24 protein-coding genes and 1 tRNA gene are annotated in these 23,011 nt (G+C 71.9%); 12 read left to right on the forward strand and 13 right to left on the reverse strand.

All coding sequences use genetic code 11. The annotated features are described in order from the left end of the window. Positions 1-7 precede the first annotated feature (7 nt). Together OG408_RS10020 and OG408_RS10025 are read left to right on the forward strand one after the other, a co-directional pair. Positions 8-697 carry a maleylpyruvate isomerase family mycothiol-dependent enzyme gene (locus tag OG408_RS10020; RefSeq protein ID WP_266777456.1) on the forward strand — a complete coding sequence of 230 codons (690 nt, stop codon included), beginning with the start codon at positions 8-10 and terminating at the stop codon, positions 695-697. A gap of 10 nt (positions 698-707) precedes the next feature. Further along, entirely contained in the window at positions 708-1,364 is a 657-nt protein-coding gene (locus OG408_RS10025) for an MBL fold metallo-hydrolase (RefSeq protein WP_266777458.1), read from the forward strand. A 55-nt stretch (positions 1,365-1,419) separates the two neighbouring features. On the opposite strand, the gene OG408_RS10030 is transcribed toward OG408_RS10025, so the two are convergent. The 5 genes from OG408_RS10030 to OG408_RS10050 all read right to left on the reverse strand — a co-directional run bounded on the left by OG408_RS10030 (position 1,420) and on the right by OG408_RS10050 (position 8,674). Beyond that, positions 1,420-2,433, reverse strand: a complete 1,014-nt coding sequence (locus OG408_RS10030; protein WP_285565391.1) for a TerC family protein — start codon at positions 2,431-2,433, stop codon at positions 1,420-1,422. 263 nt (positions 2,434-2,696) lie between these two features. Beyond that, positions 2,697-4,652 carry a TerD family protein gene (locus OG408_RS10035; protein WP_326669437.1) on the reverse strand — a complete coding sequence of 652 codons (1,956 nt, stop codon included), beginning with the start codon at positions 4,650-4,652 and terminating at the stop codon, positions 2,697-2,699. Between the two features lie 241 nt (positions 4,653-4,893). Next, positions 4,894-5,472 (reverse strand): TerD family protein, encoded by a 579-nt coding sequence (locus OG408_RS10040; RefSeq protein ID WP_266777464.1) that lies wholly within the window; start codon positions 5,470-5,472, stop codon positions 4,894-4,896. Between the two features lie 131 nt (positions 5,473-5,603). After that, entirely contained in the window at positions 5,604-7,730 is a 2,127-nt protein-coding gene (uvrB, locus tag OG408_RS10045; protein ID WP_266777466.1) for an excinuclease ABC subunit UvrB, read from the reverse strand. Positions 7,731-7,792: 62 nt separating this feature from the next. Further along, a complete protein-coding gene (locus tag OG408_RS10050; protein WP_266777468.1) occupies positions 7,793-8,674 on the reverse strand; it encodes an MHYT domain-containing protein in 882 nt (293 codons plus the stop codon). A gap of 212 nt (positions 8,675-8,886) precedes the next feature. Here OG408_RS10050 and OG408_RS10055 point away from each other — a divergent pair, with 212 nt between their 5' ends. The 3 genes from OG408_RS10055 (at position 8,887) to OG408_RS10065 (ending at position 11,902) form a co-directional block, all read left to right on the forward strand. Beyond that, complete coding sequence (locus OG408_RS10055; protein WP_326669441.1) at positions 8,887-9,873, forward strand: glycerophosphodiester phosphodiesterase; 987 nt, start codon at positions 8,887-8,889, stop codon at positions 9,871-9,873. A gap of 79 nt (positions 9,874-9,952) precedes the next feature. Next, entirely contained in the window at positions 9,953-10,495 is a 543-nt protein-coding gene (locus tag OG408_RS10060) for a methylated-DNA--[protein]-cysteine S-methyltransferase (RefSeq protein WP_326669443.1), read from the forward strand. Between the two features lie 108 nt (positions 10,496-10,603). Beyond that, complete coding sequence (locus OG408_RS10065) at positions 10,604-11,902, forward strand: MFS transporter (RefSeq protein ID WP_266777474.1); 1,299 nt, start codon at positions 10,604-10,606, stop codon at positions 11,900-11,902. Positions 11,903-11,956: 54 nt separating this feature from the next. On the opposite strand, the gene OG408_RS10070 is transcribed toward OG408_RS10065, so the two are convergent. Together OG408_RS10070 and OG408_RS10075 are read right to left on the reverse strand one after the other, a co-directional pair. Next, positions 11,957-12,319: a cupin domain-containing protein gene (locus tag OG408_RS10070; RefSeq protein ID WP_266777476.1), complete on the reverse strand. Its 363-nt coding sequence runs from the start codon at positions 12,317-12,319 to the stop codon at positions 11,957-11,959. Continuing rightward, entirely contained in the window at positions 12,306-13,196 is an 891-nt protein-coding gene (locus OG408_RS10075; RefSeq protein WP_326669447.1) for a class I SAM-dependent methyltransferase, read from the reverse strand. The genes OG408_RS10070 and OG408_RS10075 overlap by 14 nt, the downstream gene beginning before the upstream one ends. A 111-nt stretch (positions 13,197-13,307) precedes the next feature. Between OG408_RS10075 and OG408_RS10080 the strand changes: the two genes are divergently transcribed. Beyond that, positions 13,308-14,249, forward strand: a complete 942-nt coding sequence (locus OG408_RS10080; RefSeq protein WP_266777480.1) for a pseudouridine-5'-phosphate glycosidase — start codon at positions 13,308-13,310, stop codon at positions 14,247-14,249. Continuing rightward, entirely contained in the window at positions 14,246-15,154 is a 909-nt protein-coding gene (locus tag OG408_RS10085) for a carbohydrate kinase family protein (protein ID WP_326669451.1), read from the forward strand. The genes OG408_RS10080 and OG408_RS10085 overlap by 4 nt, the downstream gene beginning before the upstream one ends. 44 nt (positions 15,155-15,198) lie before the next feature. Here OG408_RS10085 and OG408_RS10090 read toward each other — a convergent pair whose 3' ends face one another. Together OG408_RS10090 and OG408_RS10095 are read right to left on the reverse strand one after the other, a co-directional pair. After that, positions 15,199-15,846, reverse strand: a complete 648-nt coding sequence (locus OG408_RS10090; protein ID WP_326669453.1) for a uridine kinase — start codon at positions 15,844-15,846, stop codon at positions 15,199-15,201. A gap of 44 nt (positions 15,847-15,890) precedes the next feature. Then, positions 15,891-16,787, reverse strand: coding sequence for a hypothetical protein (locus OG408_RS10095; protein WP_326669454.1), 897 nt, complete (start codon positions 16,785-16,787; stop codon positions 15,891-15,893). Positions 16,788-16,934: 147 nt separating this feature from the next. On the opposite strand from OG408_RS10095, the gene OG408_RS10100 reads away from it, so the two are divergent. Continuing rightward, the gene (locus OG408_RS10100) at positions 16,935-17,300 is read left to right on the forward strand and encodes a nuclear transport factor 2 family protein (RefSeq protein ID WP_266777488.1); all 366 of its coding nucleotides are present in this window, start codon (positions 16,935-16,937) and stop codon (positions 17,298-17,300) included. Positions 17,301-17,358: 58 nt separating this feature from the next. Here the strand turns inward: OG408_RS10100 and OG408_RS10105 are convergent, their stop codons facing one another. Further along, positions 17,359-17,820, reverse strand: a complete 462-nt coding sequence (locus OG408_RS10105) for a cupin domain-containing protein (RefSeq protein WP_442806128.1) — start codon at positions 17,818-17,820, stop codon at positions 17,359-17,361. 158 nt (positions 17,821-17,978) lie between these two features. After that, positions 17,979-18,656: a winged helix-turn-helix transcriptional regulator gene (locus OG408_RS10110; protein WP_285565385.1), complete on the reverse strand. Its 678-nt coding sequence runs from the start codon at positions 18,654-18,656 to the stop codon at positions 17,979-17,981. An 85-nt stretch (positions 18,657-18,741) separates the two neighbouring features. Between OG408_RS10110 and OG408_RS10115 the strand changes: the two genes are divergently transcribed. After that, on the forward strand, positions 18,742-19,953 hold the full coding sequence (locus tag OG408_RS10115) for a pyridoxal phosphate-dependent aminotransferase (RefSeq protein ID WP_266777491.1): 1,212 nt from the start codon (positions 18,742-18,744) through the stop codon (positions 19,951-19,953). 62 nt (positions 19,954-20,015) lie between these two features. After that, a complete protein-coding gene (locus tag OG408_RS10120) occupies positions 20,016-20,678 on the forward strand; it encodes a peptidase (protein WP_266777493.1) in 663 nt (220 codons plus the stop codon). Between the two features lie 286 nt (positions 20,679-20,964). Here the strand turns inward: OG408_RS10120 and OG408_RS10125 are convergent. Continuing rightward, positions 20,965-21,051 (reverse strand) — tRNA-OTHER (locus OG408_RS10125). A 33-nt stretch (positions 21,052-21,084) separates the two neighbouring features. After that, positions 21,085-21,816: a DUF7873 family protein gene (locus OG408_RS10130; protein ID WP_285565383.1), complete on the reverse strand. Its 732-nt coding sequence runs from the start codon at positions 21,814-21,816 to the stop codon at positions 21,085-21,087. Positions 21,817-22,030: 214 nt separating this feature from the next. Here OG408_RS10130 and OG408_RS10135 point away from each other — a divergent pair, with 214 nt between their 5' ends. Continuing rightward, the gene (locus tag OG408_RS10135) at positions 22,031-22,579 is read left to right on the forward strand and encodes a DUF3574 domain-containing protein (protein WP_326669458.1); all 549 of its coding nucleotides are present in this window, start codon (positions 22,031-22,033) and stop codon (positions 22,577-22,579) included. Between the two features lie 111 nt (positions 22,580-22,690). After that, the gene (locus OG408_RS10140) at positions 22,691-22,999 is read left to right on the forward strand and encodes a hypothetical protein (protein WP_266777499.1); all 309 of its coding nucleotides are present in this window, start codon (positions 22,691-22,693) and stop codon (positions 22,997-22,999) included. The last annotated feature ends 12 nt before the right edge of the window (positions 23,000-23,011 follow it).

Below are 23,011 nucleotides of genomic sequence, written 5' to 3' on the forward strand. Positions count from 1 at the left end.
CGGCCCCATGATTGATCACGCGCACGACCTGGCCGCACTGCGGCAAGCGACCGATCGACTGCTCAGCGCCACGGAGAAACTGGACGACGCGGCACTCGCCGAACCGTCGCGCCTGCCGGGCTGGAGCCGCGGTCATGTCGTCGCGCACCTTTCACGTAACGCCGACGCGCTGGTAAATGTTCTCCAGGGCCGGCCGATGTACGCAGACAGCGAAACCCGCGACCGCGACATCGAGCGGGACGCCCCCCGCCCGCGGGCGGAACAGCTCGCCGACCTGGGCGCGAGCGCGGACCGTTTCGTGGCCGCCGCCGCGGCCCCGGCCGACTGGTCACGCACGGTGGAGCTCCGCAACGGTGTGACGGACTCCGCGTCCCGGATTCCCTACCGCCGCCGCGTCGAGGTCGAACTGCACCATGTCGATCTGGGCATCGGCTACGAGCTGGAGGACCTGCCGGACGAGTTCACCACCCGGCAGATCGACTTCCTGGCCGAGCGCTTCGCCGGGCACGCCGACGTCGTCCCGACGGACGTGGCCGACGACGCGGGCCGGACCTGGACGACGGGCGGCGGCGCCGAGGGGGGCCCCACCACCGTCCGCGGCACGGCGTCCGAGCTGCTCGGCTGGCTCAGCGGGCGGCGCGACGGGTCCGCGCTGACCGTCGAAGGCGGCGCCCTGCCCGCACTGCCCCCGCTATAGGCTGAGACGTATGACGTACAGCGGAGCGGTCAAGGTCGGCGGGCGCGCGGACGTACACGAGTTGACGGATCTGATGATCTCCAAGGTCGCCGTCGGCCCGATGAACAACAACGCCTATCTGCTGCGCTGCCGGGCCACCGGCGAGCAGCTCCTGATCGACGCGGCCGCCGACGCCGCGACCCTGCTCCGGCTGATCGGTGACGACTCGATCGTCTCCGTCGTCACCACCCACCGGCACGGGGACCACTGGCAGGCGCTGGGCGAGGTGGTCGCGGCCACCGGCGCGCGCACCTATGCCGGGCGGTACGACGCCGAGGGCATCCCGGTCGCGACCGATGTGCTCGTCGAGGACGGCGACACGATCCGGGTCGGGCAGGTCGCGCTGACCGCCCGCCATCTGACCGGCCACACCCCGGGCTCGATCGCGCTCGTCTACGACGACCCGCACGGCGCTCCGCACCTGTTCACCGGGGACTGCCTCTTCCCGGGCGGGGTCGGCAACACGCACAAGGACCCCGAGGCGTTCGCGAGCCTGCTGCACGACGTGGAGACCAGGCTCTTCGCCCCGCTGCCCGACGAGACCTGGGTCTACCCGGGCCACGGCCACGACACGACGCTCGGCGACGAGCGTCCGCGGCTGCCGGAGTGGCGCGCCCGGGGCTGGTGACGACGGAGGCGGGGGTAGGGATGCGCGGCTCGCGCATCCCTACCCCCGCCGTCGCTCAGGCCTCGATGCCGGCGCCCTTGTCCGAGGCGTCCTCGGACTTCGCCGCCTCGGCCGCGGCGTCCGCCTCGGCCTGCTTCTTGTTGGCGATCAGGCTGGTGATCGTGGTGATCACCAGCACCCCGCAGATGACGCCGAGCGAGACCGGGATGGAGATCTCGGGGACGTGCACCCCGGACTCGTGCAGCGCGTGCAGCACCAGCTTGACGCCGATGAAGCCGAGGATGACCGAGAGCCCGTAGCTGAGGTGGACCAGCTTCTTGAGCAGGCCGCCGATCAGGAAGTACAGCTGCCGCAGCCCCATCAGCGCGAACGCGTTCGCGGTGAACACGATGTACGGGTCCTGGGTCAGGCCGAAGATCGCGGGGATGGAGTCCAGCGCGAACAGCACATCGGTGGTGCCGATGGCGAGCATGACGACCATCAGGGGCGTCAGGACGCGCTTGCCGTTGTTGCGGATGAACAGCTTGGTGCCGTGGTACCGGTCGGCGACGCCGAAGCGGCGCTCGATGTTCTTGAGGAGGCGGTTCTCCTCGAACTCCTCTTCCTCCTCGTCGGCCCGCGCCTCCTGGATGAGCTTCCAGGCGGTGTAGATCAGGAACGCGCCGAAGATGTAGAACACCCACGAGAAGTTGGCGATGACCGCGGCGCCCGCCGCGATGAAGATCGCTCGCAGCACCAGGGCGATCAGCACACCGATCAGCAGCACCCGCTGCTGGAGGTGGGAGGGCACCGAGAACTTCGCCATGATCAGCACGAAGACGAAGAGGTTGTCGACGCTCAGCGATTTCTCGGTGATGTAGCCGGCGAAGAACTCGCCCGAGGCCTGGCTCTCCCCGGAGACGAGCAGTCCGAGCCCGAAGAGGGCGGCCAGCGCGATCCAGACGATCGTCCAGATTCCGGCTTCCTTGGTCGACACGTCATGGGGCTTGCGCCCGATGAAGAAGTCGACGGCGATGAGGGCGCACAGACCAAAGATGGTCAGCGCCCAGAGGGTCCATGAAACGTCCACTGCGCCTCCGGCAGTTCGCTACGGCTACTGATCAGCGTCGTCGCTGCCGGAGGTCTCTTCCACCCGGGCGCACGGGATGCGCGCCTGGGCCGGCGCCCCGGGACCGGTCACAGTCCGTACTGACGGGCACGCCGCGTATGGGAGTACTCCCCTCCGCCCAAAGAACAGTACAGGGAACACCAAGGAAAGGTAAAGAGAAGGGTAAAGAAGCCTCAAAACGCCAGGTCGGTGAATAGGGCTGGGTGGGTAGAAGGGCAGGCGGCTCAGCGGTGGCCGGTGCGGCGCGCGGCGGCCACCCGGTCCAGCACCTGTTCCAGGACGCGGCTGCCGGGCGGGGTCCTGAGCGGCTCGTACGTCCAGGCGTGGCCGACCCAGGGATCGGCCAGATGGTCGTCGGCGACCGGGGTGATCCGGAGCAGCGACCGCCACAGCGGGTCGAGCACCGGCCCGTACGCGGAGGCGTCCTCCCGGTCCGCGACCATCAGGAGATGGACCCCGACGGAGGGGCCCTCGTCGGCGAGGTAGCGCAGCTGGGTGACGGCCCGGTCGTCGAAGCCGTGCGGGAAGTCGTTGACGATCAGGAGCTGCTCGGCCGGGTCCAGGTCGGGTGGCAACGAGTCCGCGGCCCCGGCCCTGAGCGCCATCTGCACCAGGTCGACGCGCCGGGTGAGATGGGCGAGGACCGAGGACACTCCCCCGGGCCCGGACGCGGGCGGGCCCGCCAGCACCCCGGAGGAGACCAGCGGGGCCAGTGCCGCGGCGGCGGAGCCCGCCGGGTCGATGACATGGACCGAGAACTCGTTGGCCGGGTAGACGGCCAGCAGCCGGGCCGCGTGCAGGACGGCGCTCTCCATGGCCAGCCGGCGCAGCTGGCCGGAATCGGTCAGCGCGGCGGCCTCGGAGGCCGTGCGGCCGCTGTCGATCCAGATCCCGCGCTCCAGCGGCAGCCGGACGAGCAGCGGAATGCGGATCCCGGTGGACTCCGGCAGATGCAGGTCACCGATCCGCAGCGCCATGGGGATCTCCATCGGGGCGCGGTAGCCGTGCCAGGAGGGGTTGTCCCAGCCCGCGTACGCGGCGGGCAGCGCGGGTTCCACCACGGCGGCCTCGGCGGCGAGCTGGGCGAGATCGCGGTCCAGTGCCTCGCGGGCCCGGCCGGTCAGCTCGTCGCGCTTGGCGCGGGCCTCTTCACGGGCCCGGTCGCCCGTGCCGCCGATCCGGCTGCGCGGGTCGGACAGGGTCCGCTCCAGCTCCTTGACCATCCGGGACTCGGCGAAGTCGACGGCGCTGCGGTACGCGGCGACGGCCCGGGCCAGGTCCTCGAACATGCCCCAGACCTGGTTGTAGAGCCGCTCGTCCATGGACCAGCCGGTGGCGTCCCCGGCGACGGGGGCCGCGGGCCGGCCCGGCTCGGCGGGCGGCGCGGTGGGCGGAGGCGGCGGGGGCGCCGTGGACTGGCGGCGCGGGTGCGCGTAGTCGATGGGCCCGCCCGCGGTCGGAGTGGCGGGGGCGACGGGTGTGGCCGGCTGTGTGGCGGGGTCGTCCAGAGGATCGGGCTGAGGGGCGGGCTGGGGCCGCCCACCGCCCTGGGACGGCGGCTGGCCGCCGGCGTGTCTGACCCGGTCGCCCTCCGCGGTGCGGGGCGGGGCGGGCGCCACCGAGCGGGCCAGACCGCGGGCGACCGCTTCCTGGATCGACCGGGCCAGTTCGGCCGCACCGGACACCCCCTGGTCGGCGAGCATCGCGGCGAGACCCCCGGCGTAGCCCTGGCCGACCGCGCGGACCTTCCAGGCTCCCTGCCTGCGGTAGAGCTCCAGGGCGGCGACCGCGGACTCGGTGTCCAGTCCGGTCAGGGTGAAGGTGGCGATCTCGGCGCCGTCGAGTCCGGTGACCGCGACGAAGGGCGAGGCGACGGCTCCGAACCTGGTCGGGCCGCCCGCCTCCAGCGGAAGCGCCAGCAGCAACGTGACGCGGTGCACGGCCTCGGGCAGGGCGTCGAGGTCGACGGCCAGCCGGTGCTCCGCCGCGGCCTGCCTGGACACCTCCAGCCCCGGCAGCTGCGGTGATCCGGGGTGGGCTATCCACTCGATCCCGTGCACCGTGCCGCTCTCGTCCCCGAGGGTGGCTCCGGCCACCACGGGGGCGCCGGCCGAAACCCGGATCTCCAGACGGGTCTGGGGCAAGGTGTGGTTCTGCCCCCGGACCAGCTCGGCCGTCATTGCCCTGTCCCCTCGACGAGTTACCGCTGCGCGTTGCGATGGCGTGCGCAGTACATGACGTGCGCGTAGTACATGACGTGCGCGTAGTACATGACGTGCGTCATACGTGCCGTACGTGGTGCGTGACGGCGGTGGTGCGTGACGTGCGTGGTGCCGGGAGGTCCCGCGATGCGGTGCAGCTCCCGGCGGCCGATGCCGCCGGGAGCTGCGCGTACCGCTGCGGACCGTGGTCCGGCGCCGCCTACAGGTGCGGCAGGATCGCCGGCATCAGGTCCTGGAACGTGCGGCCGTTGGCCGGGGTGCCGATGGCGGTCATCTGCCAACCGCTCCCCGAGCGGTGCACCTTCGCCATGATCTGGGCGGTGTACTGCCCGCCGCCGTCCAGCGTGTAGCGGGCGAGCTCCTGGCCGTTGGTCTCGTCCACGATGCGGCAGAAGGCGTTCTGCACCTCCTGGAACGTCTGGCCGGTGAAGGAGTTCACCGTGAAGACGATCTGGTCGATGTGGACCGGCACGCGCTGGAGGTCGACCAGGATCGCCTCGTCGTCGCCGCCCGAGCCGGCGCCGCCGACCAGGTTGTCGCCGGTGTGCTTGACCGAGCCGTCATCGCTGACCAGGTGCCGGAAGAACACGACGTCGACCGGCTGCTTGTCGGCGAACAGGACCGCCGAGGCGTCCAGGTCGATCTCCCGGGTGCGCGAGCCGAACAGACCGCGGCGCGGAGCCGCCTGCCAGCCGAGCCCCATCCGTACCGCGGTCAGGGTCCCCCCGTCGCTCTTCTGCAGGCTGATGGCCTGACCCTTGGTCATATTGACCGTCACGCGCTGTCCCCTCTCCGCTGTCCCCGCAACCGTCCTTGCGCGGTTTTCCAGCACCCTACGCAGTCACGCCCCAGGCGCAGCCACTGCGGGCCGTTTTGTGTCGGTCCTGCAACACACCAGGTGCGGTGGGGTCAGGCCAGACCCGCCTCCCGCATCTGGCGCAACTCCTTCTTCAACTCCCCCACCTCGTCGCGCAGTCGGGCGGCCACCTCGAACTGCAGATCGGCGGCGGCCGCGCGCATCCGGTCGGTCATCTCCTCGATGATCCCGGCGAGCTCGGTGGCCGGACGGTCCGTGACCGCCGCCTTGTCCCCGGCCGCCTTTCCGGCCTTCCCGGCACCGGCCTTGACGCCGAGCGTGGGAACGGGGGCCTTGGCACCCTTCGCCTGCCGGTAGCCGGTGCCGAGCAGCTGCTCGGTGTCGACCTCCTCGCGGGCGATCGTCGCGACGATGTCGTTGATCTTCTTGCGCAGCGGCTGCGGGTCGAGTCCGCGCTCGGTGTTGTACGCGATCTGCTTCTCGCGGCGGCGGTTGGTCTCGTCGATGGCCTGCGCCATCGCCGGGGTGACCTTGTCCGCGTACATATGGACCTGCCCCGACACGTTACGAGCGGCGCGTCCGACGGTCTGGATCAGTGAGGTGGCCGAGCGCAGAAAGCCCTGCTTGTCCGCGTCGAGGATGGCCACGAGCGACACCTCGGGCAGGTCGAGGCCCTCGCGCAGGAGGTTGATCCCGACCAGGACGTCGTACTCGCCGGAGCGCAGCTCGCGCAGCAGCTCGATGCGGCGCAGGGTGTCGACGTCGCTGTGGAGGTAGCGGACCTGGATCCCGAGCTCCAGGAAGTAGTCGGTGAGGTCCTCCGACATCTTCTTGGTGAGGGTGGTGACCAGGACCCGCTCGTCCTTCTCGGTGCGCTTGCGGATCTCGTGCACCAGGTCGTCGATCTGGCCCTCGGTGGGCTTGACGACGATCTCCGGGTCGACGAGGCCGGTGGGGCGGATGATCTGCTCCACGAAGCCGTCGCCGCGGGAGAGCTCGTACTTGCCGGGGGTGGCGGAGAGGTAGACCGTCTGGTTGATCCGGCCGAGGAACTCCTCCCACTTCAGCGGGCGGTTGTCCAGGGCGGAGGGCAGCCGGAAGCCGTGGTCGACCAGGGTCCGCTTCCGGGAGGCGTCGCCCTCGTACATCGCGCCGATCTGCGGCACGGTCACGTGCGACTCGTCGAGGACGAGGAGGAAGTCCTCGGGGAAGTAGTCGAGGAGGGTGTGGGGGGCGGTGCCGGGGTCGCGGTCGTCGAAGTGCAGCGAGTAGTTCTCGACGCCGGAGCAGGTGCCGATCTGGCGGAGCATCTCGATGTCGTACGTGGTGCGCATCCGCAGCCGCTGGGCCTCCAGCATCTTGCCCTGCTTCTCCAGCTCGGCGAGACGCTCCTCCAGCTCCTTCTCGATGCGGCCGACCGCCTTCTCCATGCGCTCGGGGCCCGCGACGTAGTGGCTGGCGGGGAAGACGTGCAGCGACCGGTCCTCGCTGATGATCTCGCCGGTGAGGGGGTGCAGGGTGGAGAGCGCCTCGATCTCGTCACCGAACATCTCGATGCGGACGGCGAGCTCCTCGTAGACCGGGAAGATCTCGATGGTGTCGCCACGCACCCGGAAGGTGCCCCGGGTGAACGCCAGGTCGTTGCGGGTGTACTGCATCTCGACGAAGCGGCGCAGCAGCTGGTCGCGGTCGATCTCGTCGCCCACCTTGAGCTGGACCATCCGGTCCACGTACTCCTGCGGGGTGCCGAGGCCGTAGATGCAGGAGACGGAGGCGACCACGACGACGTCACGCCGGGTGAGCAGCGAATTCGTCGCGGAGTGGCGCAGCCGCTCGACCTCCTCGTTGATCGAGGAGTCCTTCTCGATGTAGGTGTCCGACTGCGGGACGTACGCCTCGGGCTGGTAGTAGTCGTAGTACGAGACGAAGTACTCGACGGCGTTGTTCGGCAGGAGCTCGCGGAACTCGTTGGCCAGCTGGGCGGCGAGGGTCTTGTTCGGCGCCATCACCAGGGTGGGGCGCTGCAGCTTCTCGATCATCCAGGCGGTGGTCGCCGATTTTCCGGTGCCGGTCGCGCCGAGCAGCACGACGTCCTTCTCACCTGCACGGACGCGCCGCTCCAGCTCGGCGATGGCCGCCGGCTGGTCGCCGCTGGGCTGGTAGGGACTGACGACCTCGAAAGGCGCCACCGAACGTTCGATCTTCGAAACGGGCCGCATGCAACCACCGTACGACCCCCCACTGACAACGGGGCCGGGTCAGCGCCCGCGACGGCGCGCGGTCACCAGTCCCGGGGCTGTCCGGAGTCCTGGCGCTGGGAGTGGAACGAGGCCGGGTCGGCGTGCGTGCCGAACCGGGGGATCTGGCGCTGGGCCGGGATTCCGGGGGCCCGGACGCCGGGGGCGGCCACCGGGTCGTCCCAGTCCGGTGTGCCCATGACCACCAGCGGGTCGAACATGACGACGACGGCGGCGAGCACCAGGAAGCAGGCCGGTCCGATCAGCATCGGGACGAGGAGCGCGGTCGCGCTGTCGCCGGAGGTTCCGGTGTGGGCGGCCGGGTGCAGCTGGACCCTGAGGGCGGCCATCCCGGTGTAGTGCATTCCGCTCACCGCGATGCCCATCACGACGCTGGCGCCGAGGCTGGGCAGGAAGCCGTGGATGGAGACGGCGGCCCAGAGCGCGGCGGTCGAGGCGACCACGGCGATGACGACGGACAGCGAGACGGTGATCGTGTCGTACTCGAACTGCCCATCAAGTCGCATTCCGGCCATGCCGAGGTAATGCATGGAGGCCACACCGAGCCCGGTGATCGTTCCCCCTGTCACCAGTGCCATGGGGGTGGCGCCCCGGTACCCGACCAGGAAGATCCCGATGCCGACCATGACGATCGCGACGGCGAGGCTGGCGAAGGTGATCGGCCTGTCGTAGCCGATCGGCGCCTCCTCGACGGTGAAACCCACCATCGCGATGAAGTGCATCGTCCAGATCCCCGAGCCTATGGAGGTGGCCCCCAGTGCCAGCCAGCCCGCCTTGAAGGAACGCTCGGTGCGCAGCGACCGGGTGGTGCAGCGCAGACCCAGTGCCGCGCCGAGGCAGGCCATGAGAAACGCGGCCACGGGAGTGACCATCCCGTAGCCGAAACCGTTGATGGTGCCCTGCATGCTCGTACGCCCTTCGCAGAAGCCCGGGTTCGGATGACCCTAAGGCGCGAGGCCCGGCAATCAAACAGAAGATCTGCATTTTATCGACAGGGGTAGCGGCCCGTGACCCGGTCCCCGGGCCTCGTTCACATCGTGGCCATCCTTCGCCCGTCCCCCGTTCGAGGGCGGCTGGGACGCTCGGGCCGTCCGTAACTCTGACGCAAGGAGTTCACGTGTACGCAGGCACCGCAACCGCCTCCGTCGCTGCCGCCGCCCTGCTGGGTGCCGGCGCGCTGCTCATGCCGGTCACGACCGACGACGCACCGGCCACGGGCACCGCCGCGGCCGGTCACCCCGGGACGGCGGCCCGCGCCGCGGCCCTCCGCGCGACGGCTGCCACCGGACCGGGCGTCCGTACGGCGGGTGACGTCGGCCGGGCCCGGACCGGGGCCCCGCTCGTCATCGCTCACCGGGGCGCGTCGGCCTACGCGCCCGAGAACACCCTGGCGGCCGTGGACAAGGCGGACGTCCTGGGCTTCGACTGGGTGGAGAACGACGTCCAGCTCACCAGGGACGGCGTGCTGGTGGTCATGCACGACACCGGTCTGAAGAGGACGACGGATGCCGAGGAGGTGTTCCCCGGCCGTGCACCGTGGGCGGTCAAGGACTTCACGGCCGCCGAGATCGCCCGGCTGGACGCGGGCAGCTGGTTCGGCCCGCAGTACGCCGGGGCCCGGGTACCCACGCTCCGGCAGTACCTGGAGCGCATCGGGCGCAACCAGCAGAACCTGCTCCTGGAGATCAAGAGCCCCGAGATCTATCCGGGGATCGAGCGGGCGACCCTGGGCGTCCTGCGTCAGGAGGGGTGGCTGGACCGCGAGCACGTCCGCGGCCGCCTGGTGATCCAGAGCTTCGGCGCCGACAGCGTGCGCAGGGTGCACGAGCAGCGTCCGGACGTCGTGACGGGCTTCCTCGGCACCCCGGCGGTCGCCGACCTGCCGTCGTACGCGGCCTTCACCGACCGGATCAACCCGGCGTACGCCTCGGTCTCCGCCGACTACGTGGCGGCGGTGCACGCGCTGAAGGGCCCCCACGACAAGCGGCTCCAGGTCAACGCCTGGACGGTCAACGACGCGGAGAACGCGCTCCGGGTGGCCGGCCTCGGCGTGGACGGCATCATCACCAACGCCCCCGATGTGGTGCGCGAGGCCACGGGCTGACCGCCCGGGCCCCGGGGGCACCGGCCCGACGGCCGCCACCGGCCTCCCGTTGTCAGTGGCCGGCCGTACGGTGGTTCCCATGAACAGCGACGGGGTTGTCGAGTGGGCCGTGGTCGACAGTGACATCGGCCCGCTCATGCTGGCCGCGACCGAGGCCGGGCTGGTGACCGTGGTCTTCCACGCCCGGCCCGCGGTACGGGACAAGGCGCTGGACCGGTTGCGCACCCGGCTCGGCGCAGAGCCGGTGGAGTCGCCCGGCTCCGCCCGGCTCGCCGAGCCGATACGCCAGCTCACGGCGTACTTCGCGGGCACGCTGCGGGAGTTCTCGCTCGATCTGGACTGGTCGCTGACGGGCGGCTTCAACCGCCAGGTGCTCCGCGAGCTGGCCGCGGGCGTGCCCTACGGCGCGGTCGCGGGGTACGGGGACCTCGCCAACCGGGTCGGGCAGCCCGGGGCCGCCCAGGCCGTCGGCGCCGCCATGGGTTCCAACCCGCTGCCCCTGGTGGTCCCCTGCCACCGGGTGGTGGAGAGCGACGGCGGGCTCGGCGGATTCGGCGGCGGGCTGGAGACCAAACGGCAGCTGCTGGCGCTGGAGGGCGTGCTGCCCCAGCCGCTGTTCTGAACCCGGTCCGCACCCGCGCCCCGGCCCCGTAGCTCGCCGTACCCGGTCCCCTCGCGTCGCCGCACCGACCCCGTTTCGAACAGGCGTGCCTACTGGCACACTGCGTCAGTGACCAACACCCTCGACGCCCCTGACACCCCCGGTGAGCACGGCTCCGCCGGAGGTGTCACCGCGGCCGGACTGCCCGCACTCCGGCGCAGGACGTCCGCCGTCCTCATCGCCGGCCAGATACTCGGCGGCCTCGGCGTGCCCGTCGGCATCGCCCTGGCCCCCGTGCTGGCGACCGAGGTCAGCGGCTCCGAGGCGCTGTCGGGTCTCGCCCCCACCGCGTCGGTGACCGGCACGGCGCTGCTGTCGCTGCCGCTGGCCGCGCTGATGACGTCGAGGGGCCGCCGCCCCGGGCTGGTGCTCGCGTATCTGATCGGCGCGTTCGGCGCCGGTCTCGTGGTGCTGGCGACCGTGCTGGAGAGCTTCCCCATGCTGCTGCTCGGCATGGCGGGGTTCGGTGCGGGGTCCTCGGCGAACCTCCAGGCCCGGTTCGCCGCCGCCGATCTGGCCGAGCCGGAGCGGCGCGGCCGGGCGATCTCCACCGTCATCTGGGCCACCACGATCGGCTCGGTCCTCGGGCCCAACATCGCGGCACCCGCGGGCCGGGTCTTCCGGGGCACCGCCGTTTCGGAGACGGCGGGCCCGTTCGTCTGGGCGGCCGGGATCTTCCTGCTCGCCGCCCTCGTGATCGGGGTGCTGCTGCGGCCCGACCCGCTGCTCACGGCACGTGCCCTGGCCCCGCAGGAGAACCGGTCGGCCGGCGACCGTTCGCTGCGCGCGGGCCTCGCGGCCGTACGGGCGTCGCCGATGGCACGGCTCGCCCTGGTCACGGTGACCGTCTCGCACACCGCGATGGTCTCGATCATGGTGATGACCCCGGTCGACCTCGGCCACCACGGCGCGGACCTCCAGCTGATCGGCCTGGTGATCAGTGGCCACATCGCCGGGATGTACGCGTTCTCGCCGGTGATGGGCTGGCTGTCGGACCGCATCGGCAGGCTCGCCGTCATCGGTCTCGCGGTCGGGCTGCTCTCCTGCGCCGCACTGCTCGCGGGGACCGCGGGCGCCTCACACGGCAGGACCGCGGCCGGCCTCTTCGTGCTCGGGCTCGGCTGGTCCGCGGGCCTGGTCGCCGGTTCCGCGCTGCTCACCGACTCCGTACCGCAGCCCGCCCGCGCGGCCGTACAGGGCCTGTCGGACCTGAGCATGAACGCGTCGGCGGGCATCGGCGGCGCGCTCGCCGGGGTCATCGTGTCCCAAGCGAGCTACGGCTGGCTGAACCTCACGGGCGCCTGTCTGCTGCTGCCGATGGCCGCGCTCGCGCTGCGCCGGTCCCTCACCCGCACCGCCACGGCCTGAGCCGGGGGTCCGAGCGGCAGCCGCAGACCCCCTCGTCAAAGGGTTCGGAGAGGTTCAGAGGGTGATGTGGTACGCCTTGCGCAGCGTCTCGTGCACGGTCCACGTCGTACGGTCGCCCTCGCGCAGCACGCAGGCGTCGCCGGGTCCGATCTCCAGCGTGGCGCCGCCCTCGACCGCCACGGTCGCGCGGCCGCTGACGACCACGAACAGCTCGTTCGCCTCGGTGTCCGTGACGACTCCGGGCGTGATCTGCCAGATCCCGCGCAGCTGCTTGCCGTCCGCCGACTCCCACAGCACCTTGCCGGTGACCTCGGGGTCACCGGCCACGATCTGCTCGGGGTCGAGCGGTTCCGGTTCGAGCACGGCGTCGGGAATGTGCACGGAGAAGGAGGCGGAAGCTTGATCAAATGTGGTCATGGCCGGTCACCTTAGCGACCGCCTCGGGACGTCTCGCCACCAGGACGGGCTGAAAGAAGTCCGACTCGTCCGGCTCGTGCCACACGGGCTCCCGCAGCCCGGCCCGCGCGGTGAACTCGACGATCTGCGCCTGGGACAGCGCCCAGTACGAGGTGCGCCTCGTGCGCACTCCCCAGCGCTCCCCCGGCACCTCGCCGTCCGGCGTCTCGCCGGGCAGCAGCTGGAAGTGCTCCAGGTCGTAGCGCTCGCCGTCCGGCCTCCAGTGCCACAGCTGGAACGTGACCACCCGCCCGTCGGCGCCCTCCCTGACCTGCGGCGGCGTGGACGCCGGGCGCTCCCGGCGCAGCCGGTCGTACGGCCGGGTGGACAGCAGCAGCACCCCGCCGGGCCGCAGCACCCTTCGCATCTCGCCGAGCGCGGCCAGCACCGCCTGCGGGGTGAGCAGGTGCGGCAGGGAGTTGTCGGCGCACACGACGACATCGAACGAGCCGTCGCGGTACGGCAGCCGCGTCATGTCGGCGGCCGTGACACGCAGGTCCAGCCCCCGCGCGGCCGCCTCCTTCGCGGCGCGGGCCGCGGCCACGGGGCTCAGATCGCTGCCCGTGACCCGGTGTCCCCGGGCGGCCAGCCCCAGAGCCTGGGTCCCGATGCCGCAGGCGCAGTCCAGCACGTCGTACGCGAGGTCCCCGCCGCAGCGGTCCCTGCCGCCCGGGGCGGCCTCCTCGATCAGCGCCGACAGGGCGGCCGCCTGACGCGCGATGCTTGCCTCCCAGTCCGCGTACATCAAGTCGTATCCGGCGGCCAGGTCGTCGTAGAAATGCCGCACGGCGGAGACGGGACGATCCAGGGGGACGGGGTGATCCGTCGAAGGCTGCATGGGCCGACGCTAACGCGCGCCGGAACGGGAATCCGCCGGATACCCCCGCCGCTCCCCGCCACGGTCGTGGCACGCGTTTGAAGGCGCCCCACCCGCGACAGAGATGTGGACATGTCACTCACTGCGCCGCTCGGCGCCGCTCCCCACGCGCCCGTCCTCTCCGCGGAGGTGCGGGCCGCGCTCGACGCGCACCGGCCCGTCGTCGCACTGGAGTCGACGATCATCGCCCACGGCCTGCCGCGGCCGCGCAACCTGCGGGTCGCCGAGGAGCTGGAGGAGATCGTGCGGTCGGCCGGTGCCGTGCCCGCCACCGTCGCCGTGCTGGACGGCCGGGCCCGGGTCGGCCTGGACAAGGCCCAGTTGGAGCGGGTCGCCGAGGACCCGGCGATGCGCAAGCTGGGGCACCGGGACCTCGCACCGGCGCTGGCGGCCGGAGCGAGCGGCGCGACGACGGTCTCCGCGACGGCGTTCCTGGCGGCGGGAGCGGGCCTGCGCGTCTTCGCGACCGGCGGGCTGGGCGGCGTGCACCGGGGCTGGACCGAGTCACAGGACGAGTCCGCGGACCTGAGGCTGCTCGCGGGCACCGGCATCACCGTGGTCTGCGCGGGTGTGAAGTCGATCCTGGACGTGCCCGCCACCCTCCAGCGCCTGGAGACCCTCGGGGTCGGGGTGCTCGGATACGGCACCGACCGGTTCCCCGGCTTCTACCTGAGCAGTTCGGGCGAACCGGTCGACTGGACCGTGCGGTCACCCGAAGAGGTCGCCGGGGTGATGCGGGCGCAGGACGCGCTCGGCGGCCCGCCGGCGGCACTGATCGTGGCCAATCCCGTACCGCAGGAGGAGCAGTTGGATCCCGTCCTGCACGACCGGGTGCTGGCGGAGGCGCTGGAGGCGTGCCGGGAGCGCGGCATCGCGGGGCAGGCCGTCACGCCGTTCCTGCTCGACCATCTGATGCGGGGCACCGGAGGGGCTTCGCTGGAGGCCAATCTGGCGGCCGTCCGCGGCAATGTGGCGCTCGCGGCACGGATCGCCACCGCCTGGAGCGCCCGGTGACCGGCGGTCTGCTCGTCATCGGGGACGTGGTCACGGACGTGGTGGCCCGGCACGGTGCGGCGCTGGTCCACGGTACGGACACGGCGGCCAGGATCCGGACCCGGCCGGGCGGGGCGGGCGCGAACACGGCGTGCTGGGCGGTGCGTTCGGGCTGCCGGGAGGTACGGCTGCTGGCCCGGGTCGGCGCCGACTCCGCGGCCTGGCACCGCGATGCGCTGCGGCGCGCGGGCGTGCGGGAGCTGCTGGCCGTGGACGACGCCGCGCCGACCGGCACGGTCGTCGCCCTGGTCGACTCCGCCGCGGAACGCACCTTCCTCACCGACAGCGGCGCGGTCCTGCGGCTGTCCCCCGACGACTGGTCGCCTTCGATGCTCGACGGCATCTCCCACCTGCACCTCTCCGGCTATCTGCTCTTCGCTCCGGCCAGCCGCGCGACGGCCCTGCTCGCGCTGCGGGAGGCCGGGCGGCGGAACATCCCGGTGAGCGTCGACCCGGCGTCGGCGGGGTTCCTCGCCGAGCTGGGCGTCGACCGGTTCCTGGAGCTGGTCGAGGACGTGGATCTCCTGCTGCCCAACGCGGACGAGGCCCGGCTGCTCACCGGGCTCCCGGAACCCGCGGACGCCGCGGCGAAGTTGAGCCTGCTGGTCCGCCAGGCCGTCGTCACGCTCGGCCGGGACGGCGTCCTGCTGGCGACCGCGGGTGCGGTGACCGGGCGGATCCCCGCGGAACCGGTGCGGGACCCGGTCGACTCCACCGGGGCGGGCGACGCGTTCACCGGTGGCTTCCTCGCGGCGCGGCTGGCGGGCCACGACGACACAGCGGCCGCGGCGGCGGGGTGCCGGGCGGGGGCGCAGGCCGTCATGACCGTCGGCGGACGGCCGACGCCGGACGGGGAGGGTGGATGAGACGGTGGATGAGGCGCCGGGAGTGACGCCGGACGGCCGTCGTCCTACCCGTCCTGACGAAGTCCGGTCCAGGCGGGATGGCGCGGGTCATCGGCCCGGACGACCGCGTCCGCGCTCCCGGCGGGCGCCACCTCGTCCTCGTACCGGGCGAACGCCGGCAGGGTCCACTGCTCGTCCTCCTGCGTGCGCCGCCGCAGCGCGCCGGGCGACAGGCGCAGGTGAACGCTCAGGTCGAACGGGAACCAGTGCCCCAGCAGCAACGGCCCGTGCACGACCAGCACCCCGCCCTCGGGCAGCTGCCGGTAGGGGCTCCGCGTGGCCCGGTCGGTCACCGGATCCCAGAGATCGGGCAGCACCCGCCCGCTGCCCCCGGCCTCCAGCGGCCCGAACACCTCGCGCCACAGCGCTCCGGTGTCGAACCAGCTGCCGTAGTACGAGTCGGGGTCCCGTCTGCCGTACTCGTACCGCAGGCTGGCCGGGCGCAGGAACCCCGCGGTGGACAGCGGGAGCACGGCCCGGCCGCGCAGTCGCAGCGCCTGCTCGAGCGACTCGGCCAGCTCGCCGGTGCCGGCGGCCGGTGCCCCGTCGACGGCGATCTTGAGCCAGGGCCCTCCGTCGGCCGGTTTCAGCGCGTCGGCGTGCGCGGCCAGGGAGTCCGCCAGCCGTTCCCAGGTGATCGCTTCGAATCGCACGGATCCATCATCACCCCGGTCGCGGGGCCGGCCGGCGCCCCGCCTCAGCGCCGGCCGTCGTCGGACGGGTTCCGGGGCGTGCCCGGGGCGCGCGGGGGCGGTGGCGGAATCCGGTCGGCGAGGGCGAGGCGGCGTTCGTGCACCAGCCGCACACAGACGTGCAGCTCGGGCGGGGGCTCGATGCCGCATCTCCGGACGAGCACCACCGCCGCGACGGTGCGGTCAAGGACGGCGAGTTCGTCGACCTCCTCGCGTACGGCCTCGGGGAGGGCCTGCCACAGGACCGTGCTCCGGCAGTCGGAGGCCAGGTGCCTCACCCGCTCGGCGAGCGGGTTCAGGGCCGGTTCGCGCGCCGCGGCGGCGTCGGCCAGGCAGATGACGTCCGCGGCCCACTCCCCGGTGGCCGGGTCCGCCGCACCGATGCGCGCGAAGCCGCGCTCCAGCAGGCCCCGGGCGGTCTCCGGCTGTCCGCGCAGCACCGCTTTCACCGCGGCGACCCCGTTGGCGAGGGCGCTCGCGGGACGCGACCAGTCGTCGCCGCGCGCCGCCGGACCCTCCTGGCCGCAGCCGGGCAGGCCCGCTACGGAACGCGCGGTGATCTCCAGGTCCAGCCGCCAGAACAGCGGCAGGTCCTCGAAGTCGACGAAGAGCAGCCGCCGTTCGCGGGAGTTGAGGAGGTCGGGGTCGGCCCGCACCGAGCGGACCGGACGGACCGCGCCGAGCACCTCCGGGACGGCGGCCACGCACGCGTCGAACTGCTCGTCGGGGACGGCCCACGCGAGGTCGATGTCGCTGTACGCGTCGGCCGTCCCCCGGGCGAGGGAGCCGCGCAGCTCCGCACGCGACCCAGGGCGGCTGCCGGCGAGCGCGTCCAGGACCTCCCGGGCCAGCGCGGCTCGGTGTGCCGGGTCGAGATCCCCGGGGTACTCCGTCCCGCTCACGGCCGGCCACCGCCGCTCCCCGACGCCCCACGAGCCCCAACCGCCCTGCCGGCCTCACCCTCCCCTTGGACCTCAGCCACCCCTCGGACCTCACCCGTTGCCGAAAATCCTCGCCTCAGCACGCATGCTCCCCTTACGGTCGTACTCATGGATCTCGCATTCGCCCGCGTGTTCGCCGCACAGTGGCAGGACGACTGGAACTCCCACGATCTCGAACGCATCCTGACGCACTATCACGAGGATGTGACCTTCAGCTCCCCCATGATCGCGCGGTTCACCGGGGACGCCTCCGGCACGGTCCGCGGCAAGGCCGAACTGCGCGCGTACTGGGCGCGCGGGCTGGAGCTGATCCCCGACCTCGCGTTCGAGGTGATGGACGTGCGGGCGGGCGTCGACACCCTGGTCATCGACTACCGGAACCAGATCGGCGGCCGGGTCTACGAGGTGCTGACCTTCCGCGACGGCCTGGTGAGCGCCGGCCTCGGCGCGTACGGGGAGACACTCGCCCGCTGACGGTCGGCGCCCGGTGACGCGATGGCCGGCCGGGGCGCCAGAGGGCGGGTGCCGCGGACTACTTCTTCTTGCCGCAGTCCACCGCGTCGGCTTCGTCCGAGAGTTCACTGCCCGCGGGCAGCAGATACGTCACCCACAGGACGACGGGCTCGGAGCCCAGGTTGCGCCCGATGTGGCGGTGCTTCGCCCCGGCCGGCTCGATGAAGGACGTACCCGCGGGCGTCACCTCGACCGAGCAGTCGTCCAGGGTGCGGGTCAGTGTGCCGGACTTGACGACGGCGATCAGCTGACCTCGGTGGGTGTGCCAGCCCGTGGAGCCGCCTGGCTCGACCGTGATCGTCCGGAAGGTGACGTCGGTACGCCCCTTCGGCGCCTTCACCTTCAGCTTGCCCACCGAGGTGCCCTTCGCGACGACGGTGCCGCTCACGCCGCTGCCGGGGGTGGCGACGGCCGCTGCCGGTACGAAGCCGAGCGCGGCCACACAGCCCACGATGACGAGCCCCTTCCCCACTCGCCCCAGCCGCCCCTGTCGTTCGCGCCGCTCCTGCTGCTCCTGTTCGTGCCGCTCCTGCGGTCTGCCGATCCTCACGGGCAACTCCTCTCGATCAGTGTCCCGGACATCCCAAATGCCCCGACACTACCCAGAAGTTGACCGGCTGAATCACGCCACTTCGACCGTCATGCGCCACGCAGCTCCGCGGCCAGCGGCCCGTCGCCCGACACCTCGATCCGCCCCTCCTTCACGGCCTCGGCGAACGTCAGCTCGCCGCGGCCCAGGGCGAGGCACAGCTCCGCGTCGAGGGCGATGCGTGCGTCGGCGCGGGCCGCGGGCCCGTCCCCGTACACCGGCTCACCTGCCACCGGCTCCCCCGTACGGACGTGGAACTCGCCCTCGTCGAGACGCACATCGACCACCCCGCCGGCGGCTCCCCCGGCCGCCCCCTCCAGCGCGCGCAGCAGCGGAAGGGCGAACCAGTGCGCCCGGACCGCGTCCGTGGGCCGCCGCTCCACGAGGGCGGGCGCCCCCCACTCGGCGAGCGCCGCGAGGACGGGCAGCAGCCCGTGTCCGCGCTCGGTGAGTTCGTACACCACGGCGGCGGCGGGCGGCGGCAGCTTGCGGCGGGTGACCAGCAGGCCCTGCTCCATGTCCCTGAGCCGGGACGCCAGGACGTCCGTGCTGACGCCGGGGAGGTCGGCGTGCAGATCGGTGTAGCGGCGGGGACCGGCCAGCAGTTCACGGACGATCAGCAGGGTCCACCGGTCGCCGACGGCGTCCAGCGCCCGGGCGCCGGCGCAGAACTGGTCGTAACTCCGGCGGCGGACCGGGCGGGTCGCGGGCTGTTGCTGACGTGGCATGCGACGCAGTCTAGACATGTTGTTGGACTTTCCAAGCCCGAGCTTGGTAAAACCAAGTATCGCAATCGGGTCGGGGAGGCACCGCATGGAATTCCGCCAGTCCAGCAAGCTCAACGAGGTCTGTTACGAGATCCGGGGCCCGGTCATCGAGCACGCCAACGCCCTGGAGGAGGCGGGCCACAGCGTGCTGCGGCTCAACACGGGCAATCCGGCACTGTTCGGCTTCGAGGCGCCGGAGGAGATCGTCCAGGACATGATCCGGATGCTGCCGCAGGCCCACGGCTACACGGACTCGCGCGGCATCCTGTCCGCCCGCCGGGCCGTGGCGCAGCGCTACCAGGCGATGGGGCTCACCGAGGTCGGCGTCGACGACATCTTCCTCGGCAACGGCGTCTCCGAGCTGATCTCGATGGCGGTGCAGGGGCTGCTGGAGGACGGTGACGAGGTGCTCATCCCGTCCCCCGACTACCCGCTGTGGACCGCGGTGACGACGCTGGCGGGCGGAAAGGCCGTGCACTACACCTGCGACGAGGCCTCGGACTGGAACCCCGATCTCGCCGACATGGCCGCGAAGATCACCGATCGGACCAGGGCCGTCGTGATCATCAACCCGAACAACCCGACCGGCGCCGTCTACCCGCGCGAGGTCCTCGACGGAATCCTCGATCTGGCCCGCAGGCACGGCCTGATGGTGTTCGCCGACGAGATCTACGACCAGATCCTCTACGACGACGCCGAGCACCACAGCGTCGCCGTCCTCGCCCCCGACCTGGTCTGCCTCACCTTCAGCGGGTTGTCGAAGACGTACCGCGTCGCCGGATTCCGTTCCGGCTGGATGGTGGTGTCGGGCCCGAAGCAGCATGCCCGCAGCTATCTGGAGGGGCTGACCATGCTCGCCTCCATGCGGCTGTGCCCCAACGCCCCGGCGCAGTACGCGATCCAGGCCGCGCTCGGCGGCCGCCAGTCGATCCGGGAGCTGGTGGTGCCCGGGGGCAGGCTGTACGAGCAGCGCAACCGCGCCTGGGAGAAGCTGAACGAGATCCCCGGGGTGTCCTGCGTGAAGCCGAAGGGGGCGCTGTACGCCTTCCCGCGCATCGACCCGAAGGTGCACCCGATCGTCGACGACGAGAAGTTCGTCCTGGACCTGCTGCTCCGCGAGAAGATCCAGGTGGTCCAGGGCACCGGCTTCAACTGGCCGCGGCCCGACCACTTCCGCATCCTGACCCTCCCGTACGCTGACGATCTTGATGCGGCGATCAGTCGCATCGGCCGATTCCTGACCGGCTACCGGCAGTGACCCCGGGCACTGGAGACGGCCAGGGACGGCCGAAGGCGGCCGACGACGACCGGAGACCGATCGTGAGCTGCTCCACCTGCCAGGTCCCCGTGCACACCCAGTTCGCCTCGTTCGACCTCGTCGGGCCGATCGTCGAGGGTGGACTCGACCCGGCCACCGACCCCGCCTGGGCGGATTCGGGCGCGAGTTCACCCGCGGAGTACGCGCGCTGGGCCGGGCATCTGTGCGGGATGACATGTCTGCGCATGGCTCTCGGCGCCGATGCCCCGCCGCTCTTCGCGCTACGGGACGGGGCCCTGGAGCACGGCGCGTACACGGAGGACGGCGACGGCGGGATCCGGGGCCTGGTGTACGCCCCGTTCGCCGCGTACGTACGGGAGAAGCACGGCCTGGACGCCACGGTCCACCGGCATCTCGCACCGGAGGAGATCCCGGCGCTGCTGGACGAGGGCCGGTCCGTCATGGCATCGGTGCACTACGGGATCCGCCACCCGCGGCGGCCGGCGCCGGGACGCGGCGGGCATCTGGTGCTCGTGACGTCCCGCACCGCCGACGGGACGGGCGTCCACTTCCACAACCCGTCCGGCACGACCGCCGGTACCCGCGCGGCGGAGCTGCCGCTGGCCGACTTCGAGCGCTTCTTCGCCGGGCGCGGGGTGTCCCTGCGCACGGCGGGCGACGCACCGGCCGCGGGCCCGGGAACGGGAGCGGGCCCGGGGGCGTAGCCGGCCCCCGAGCCCTGTGATTGCCGCCTGTACGGCACGCCGGCACTTTTAAAGGTCCCGTATCAGTTTTATGTCGCCGCGTCCTGCCTTTAGACGACCGCAGACCGAAGCTCCGCGGGCCGGAGTCGAACCGGCATCTCGACGCACACGGGCACGGGCCCGGTTGATCCGGCGATAGGCGGCGCATGCTGAGTCTGGAGCAAGAGTCTGAGATTGATCGCGGCCTGCCTCTGCCATTTGGGCTACCCCGGCCCGTGTCCGTACGGCACGTACGGACGTGTGGAAGTGCCGGGGGGAGGACTCGAACCTCCACTTGAACCGCGTCTTCACGACAAACTTCAGTTTCAGCTTTGCGCTCCTCGCGCACCCCGGCCGCGTCGACCGCCGCCGGGGATTCCATGGTCGGTCACCCGAAGAGGTAACCGAAGACCGCATCACCCACCCGCTGGTCCGTGACGTCCACGCCGTTGGCCTCCTCGCGGGCGAACTTGACGGCCTGCTGGAGCTTCTCCACCCGGTCGAGCAGTTCGTTGATCCGCCGCGCGGGCAGCGCCCCGGAGAACTTCACCGTCGTCCAGTAACCGATCGGGATGTCCTCGTAGTACACCTCGACCTGCGCCGGATGCTTGTCGGTGGCCTCCGCCTTCACGTGGTTGCGGGGCACCTTCTTCGTCCGCAGGGTCCGCACCGGCTCGGTCTTCCAGGAGTCGGTGGACGGGTCCTGGGCCCATGCCTCGGAGGCGTCGAGCACCGGGAGCTTGCGGACGAAGGTGTTGATGTCCGTGAGCTGCTTCTCCAGGAAGAGCAGGTACGACACCGGTACGCCGCTCACCAGGACGCGCCCGTCGACCGAGACGTCGGCGCGGGCCGCGCAGTTCGCCCAGTCCTTCGTGGCGGTCACGTCGAAGAGGCGGGTGAGGGTCGCCGCGGTCTCCCGCAGCACGTCCTCGGCCTTGATCTGCACCAGGGTCGACTCGGGCGGCAGCTGCTCGCCCTCCTCGTCCTTCGGCTGGTAGGTCCGGGAGATCCCGGCCAGCAGACCAGCCTTCTGGAGGCCGTGATGCGCCGCCGTCAGGTCCTGGTGAGCCTTGGACTTGACGCCCTTCTCCACTGCGATGATCTGATTGAGTTTCGCCACGTCCAGGAAGCTAGCAACAGCAACACGGGGCGCACCAGCGGTTTTTGTCCGCGCGGGAGGCGCCCGGCCGTTCCGGGTGCACGATGTGCGCCCGCCCGTTCGGGTGGTTTCCGTGCGGCGCCCCTGTTCCGCCGCCGTCCGGCGGGGGCCGCTTGCCACAGTGAGCCCCGCGCGTCCGCGCGCCTCCCCCGCACCCGGAACGAAGGGCTTCCCCATGCCTCGCCTCCCCCACACGACCTCCGCAGCCGGCCCGACAGCCGCCCCGGGCTCCTCCGACGCCTCCCCGGACGTCCGCCGCCGCCCGCGCCGGCGCGCCGCGCTCGCCGCCGCCGCGGCCGGCCTCGCGGTCCTGGCCGTGGGCACACCGGTCGCGTACGCCACGCTGGGCGCGGGCTCCCCCTCGGACGCCCGGCCGGCGACGGCGGCTCGCGGCACGGACTACATCGAGACGCGGCTGTTCTTCGGCACCGAACGCCCGGACGGCGGACCCGATGTGACCGACCGGCAGTTCCTGGAGTTCATCGACGGCGAGGTCACTCCGCGCTTCCCCAACGGGCTGACCATCCAGGACGGCCGTGGTCAGTGGCGGGACTCCAACGGGGTCATCGAGCGCGAGCGCAGCTATGAACTGACCCTGCTCTACCCGGCGTCCGAGGCCCGGATGCGCGACCCGCAGATCGAGCGGATCCGCGACGCCTACGAGAAGGCGTACGCCCAGGACTCGGTGGCCCGCGTCGAGGAGCGCACGACTGCCGACTTCTGAGCCGCGCCCGCTGCCCGTCCGGTCCGGTGCGCTGCGGTGGCCGGGCCGTCGGGTACTGTGCCGCGGCCGGGTACCGGGACACCGGACTTCCATCAGCAGGGAGCACGCCGTATGGGCACACCGATACGTCACTTCACCGCGACGACCGAGCAGGGGCAGGCCTTCACGGTCAATCTGGAGCGGGACTTCCGGTACGACCCGTACCGCGACTTCCTCGTCTGCACGCACTGCGACTGGTCGCCTTCGCTCCTGACGACGCGGCAGATCATCGACATGGCCGGGGAGCACCTGGCGTCGGCCCACGGCGCCGGCCGGGGGCTGGGGCAGCAGGACAACGAGTCGTTCCGCAAGGCGCGGCTGATCGTGCTGCCGGTCGTCGCCGTGCTGCTGATCGGTCTGCTGATCTTCCTGAACAGCTGACCCACCGGCGGA

It is taken from the genome of Streptomyces sp. NBC_01257 (assembly GCF_035917255.1).
GTDB lineage: Bacteria > Actinomycetota > Actinomycetes > Streptomycetales > Streptomycetaceae > Streptomyces.

Coding starts and splice junctions, on each gene's coding strand:
- OG408_RS10020 (WP_266777456.1), top strand. CDS start 8: ATGATTGATCACGCGCACGACCTGGCCGCACTGCGGCAAGCGACCGAT.
- OG408_RS10025 (WP_266777458.1), top strand. CDS start 708: ATGACGTACAGCGGAGCGGTCAAGGTCGGCGGGCGCGCGGACGTACAC.
- OG408_RS10035 (WP_326669437.1), bottom strand. CDS start 4,652: ATGACGGCCGAGCTGGTCCGGGGGCAGAACCACACCTTGCCCCAGACC.
- uvrB (WP_266777466.1), bottom strand. CDS start 7,730: ATGCGGCCCGTTTCGAAGATCGAACGTTCGGTGGCGCCTTTCGAGGTC.
- OG408_RS10050 (WP_266777468.1), bottom strand. CDS start 8,674: ATGCAGGGCACCATCAACGGTTTCGGCTACGGGATGGTCACTCCCGTG.
- OG408_RS10060 (WP_326669443.1), top strand. CDS start 9,953: ATGAACAGCGACGGGGTTGTCGAGTGGGCCGTGGTCGACAGTGACATC.
- OG408_RS10070 (WP_266777476.1), bottom strand. CDS start 12,319: ATGACCACATTTGATCAAGCTTCCGCCTCCTTCTCCGTGCACATTCCC.
- OG408_RS10075 (WP_326669447.1), bottom strand. CDS start 13,196: ATGCAGCCTTCGACGGATCACCCCGTCCCCCTGGATCGTCCCGTCTCC.
- OG408_RS10080 (WP_266777480.1), top strand. CDS start 13,308: ATGTCACTCACTGCGCCGCTCGGCGCCGCTCCCCACGCGCCCGTCCTC.
- OG408_RS10100 (WP_266777488.1), top strand. CDS start 16,935: ATGGATCTCGCATTCGCCCGCGTGTTCGCCGCACAGTGGCAGGACGAC.
- OG408_RS10110 (WP_285565385.1), bottom strand. CDS start 18,656: ATGCCACGTCAGCAACAGCCCGCGACCCGCCCGGTCCGCCGCCGGAGT.
- OG408_RS10115 (WP_266777491.1), top strand. CDS start 18,742: ATGGAATTCCGCCAGTCCAGCAAGCTCAACGAGGTCTGTTACGAGATC.
- OG408_RS10135 (WP_326669458.1), top strand. CDS start 22,031: ATGCCTCGCCTCCCCCACACGACCTCCGCAGCCGGCCCGACAGCCGCC.
- OG408_RS10140 (WP_266777499.1), top strand. CDS start 22,691: ATGGGCACACCGATACGTCACTTCACCGCGACGACCGAGCAGGGGCAG.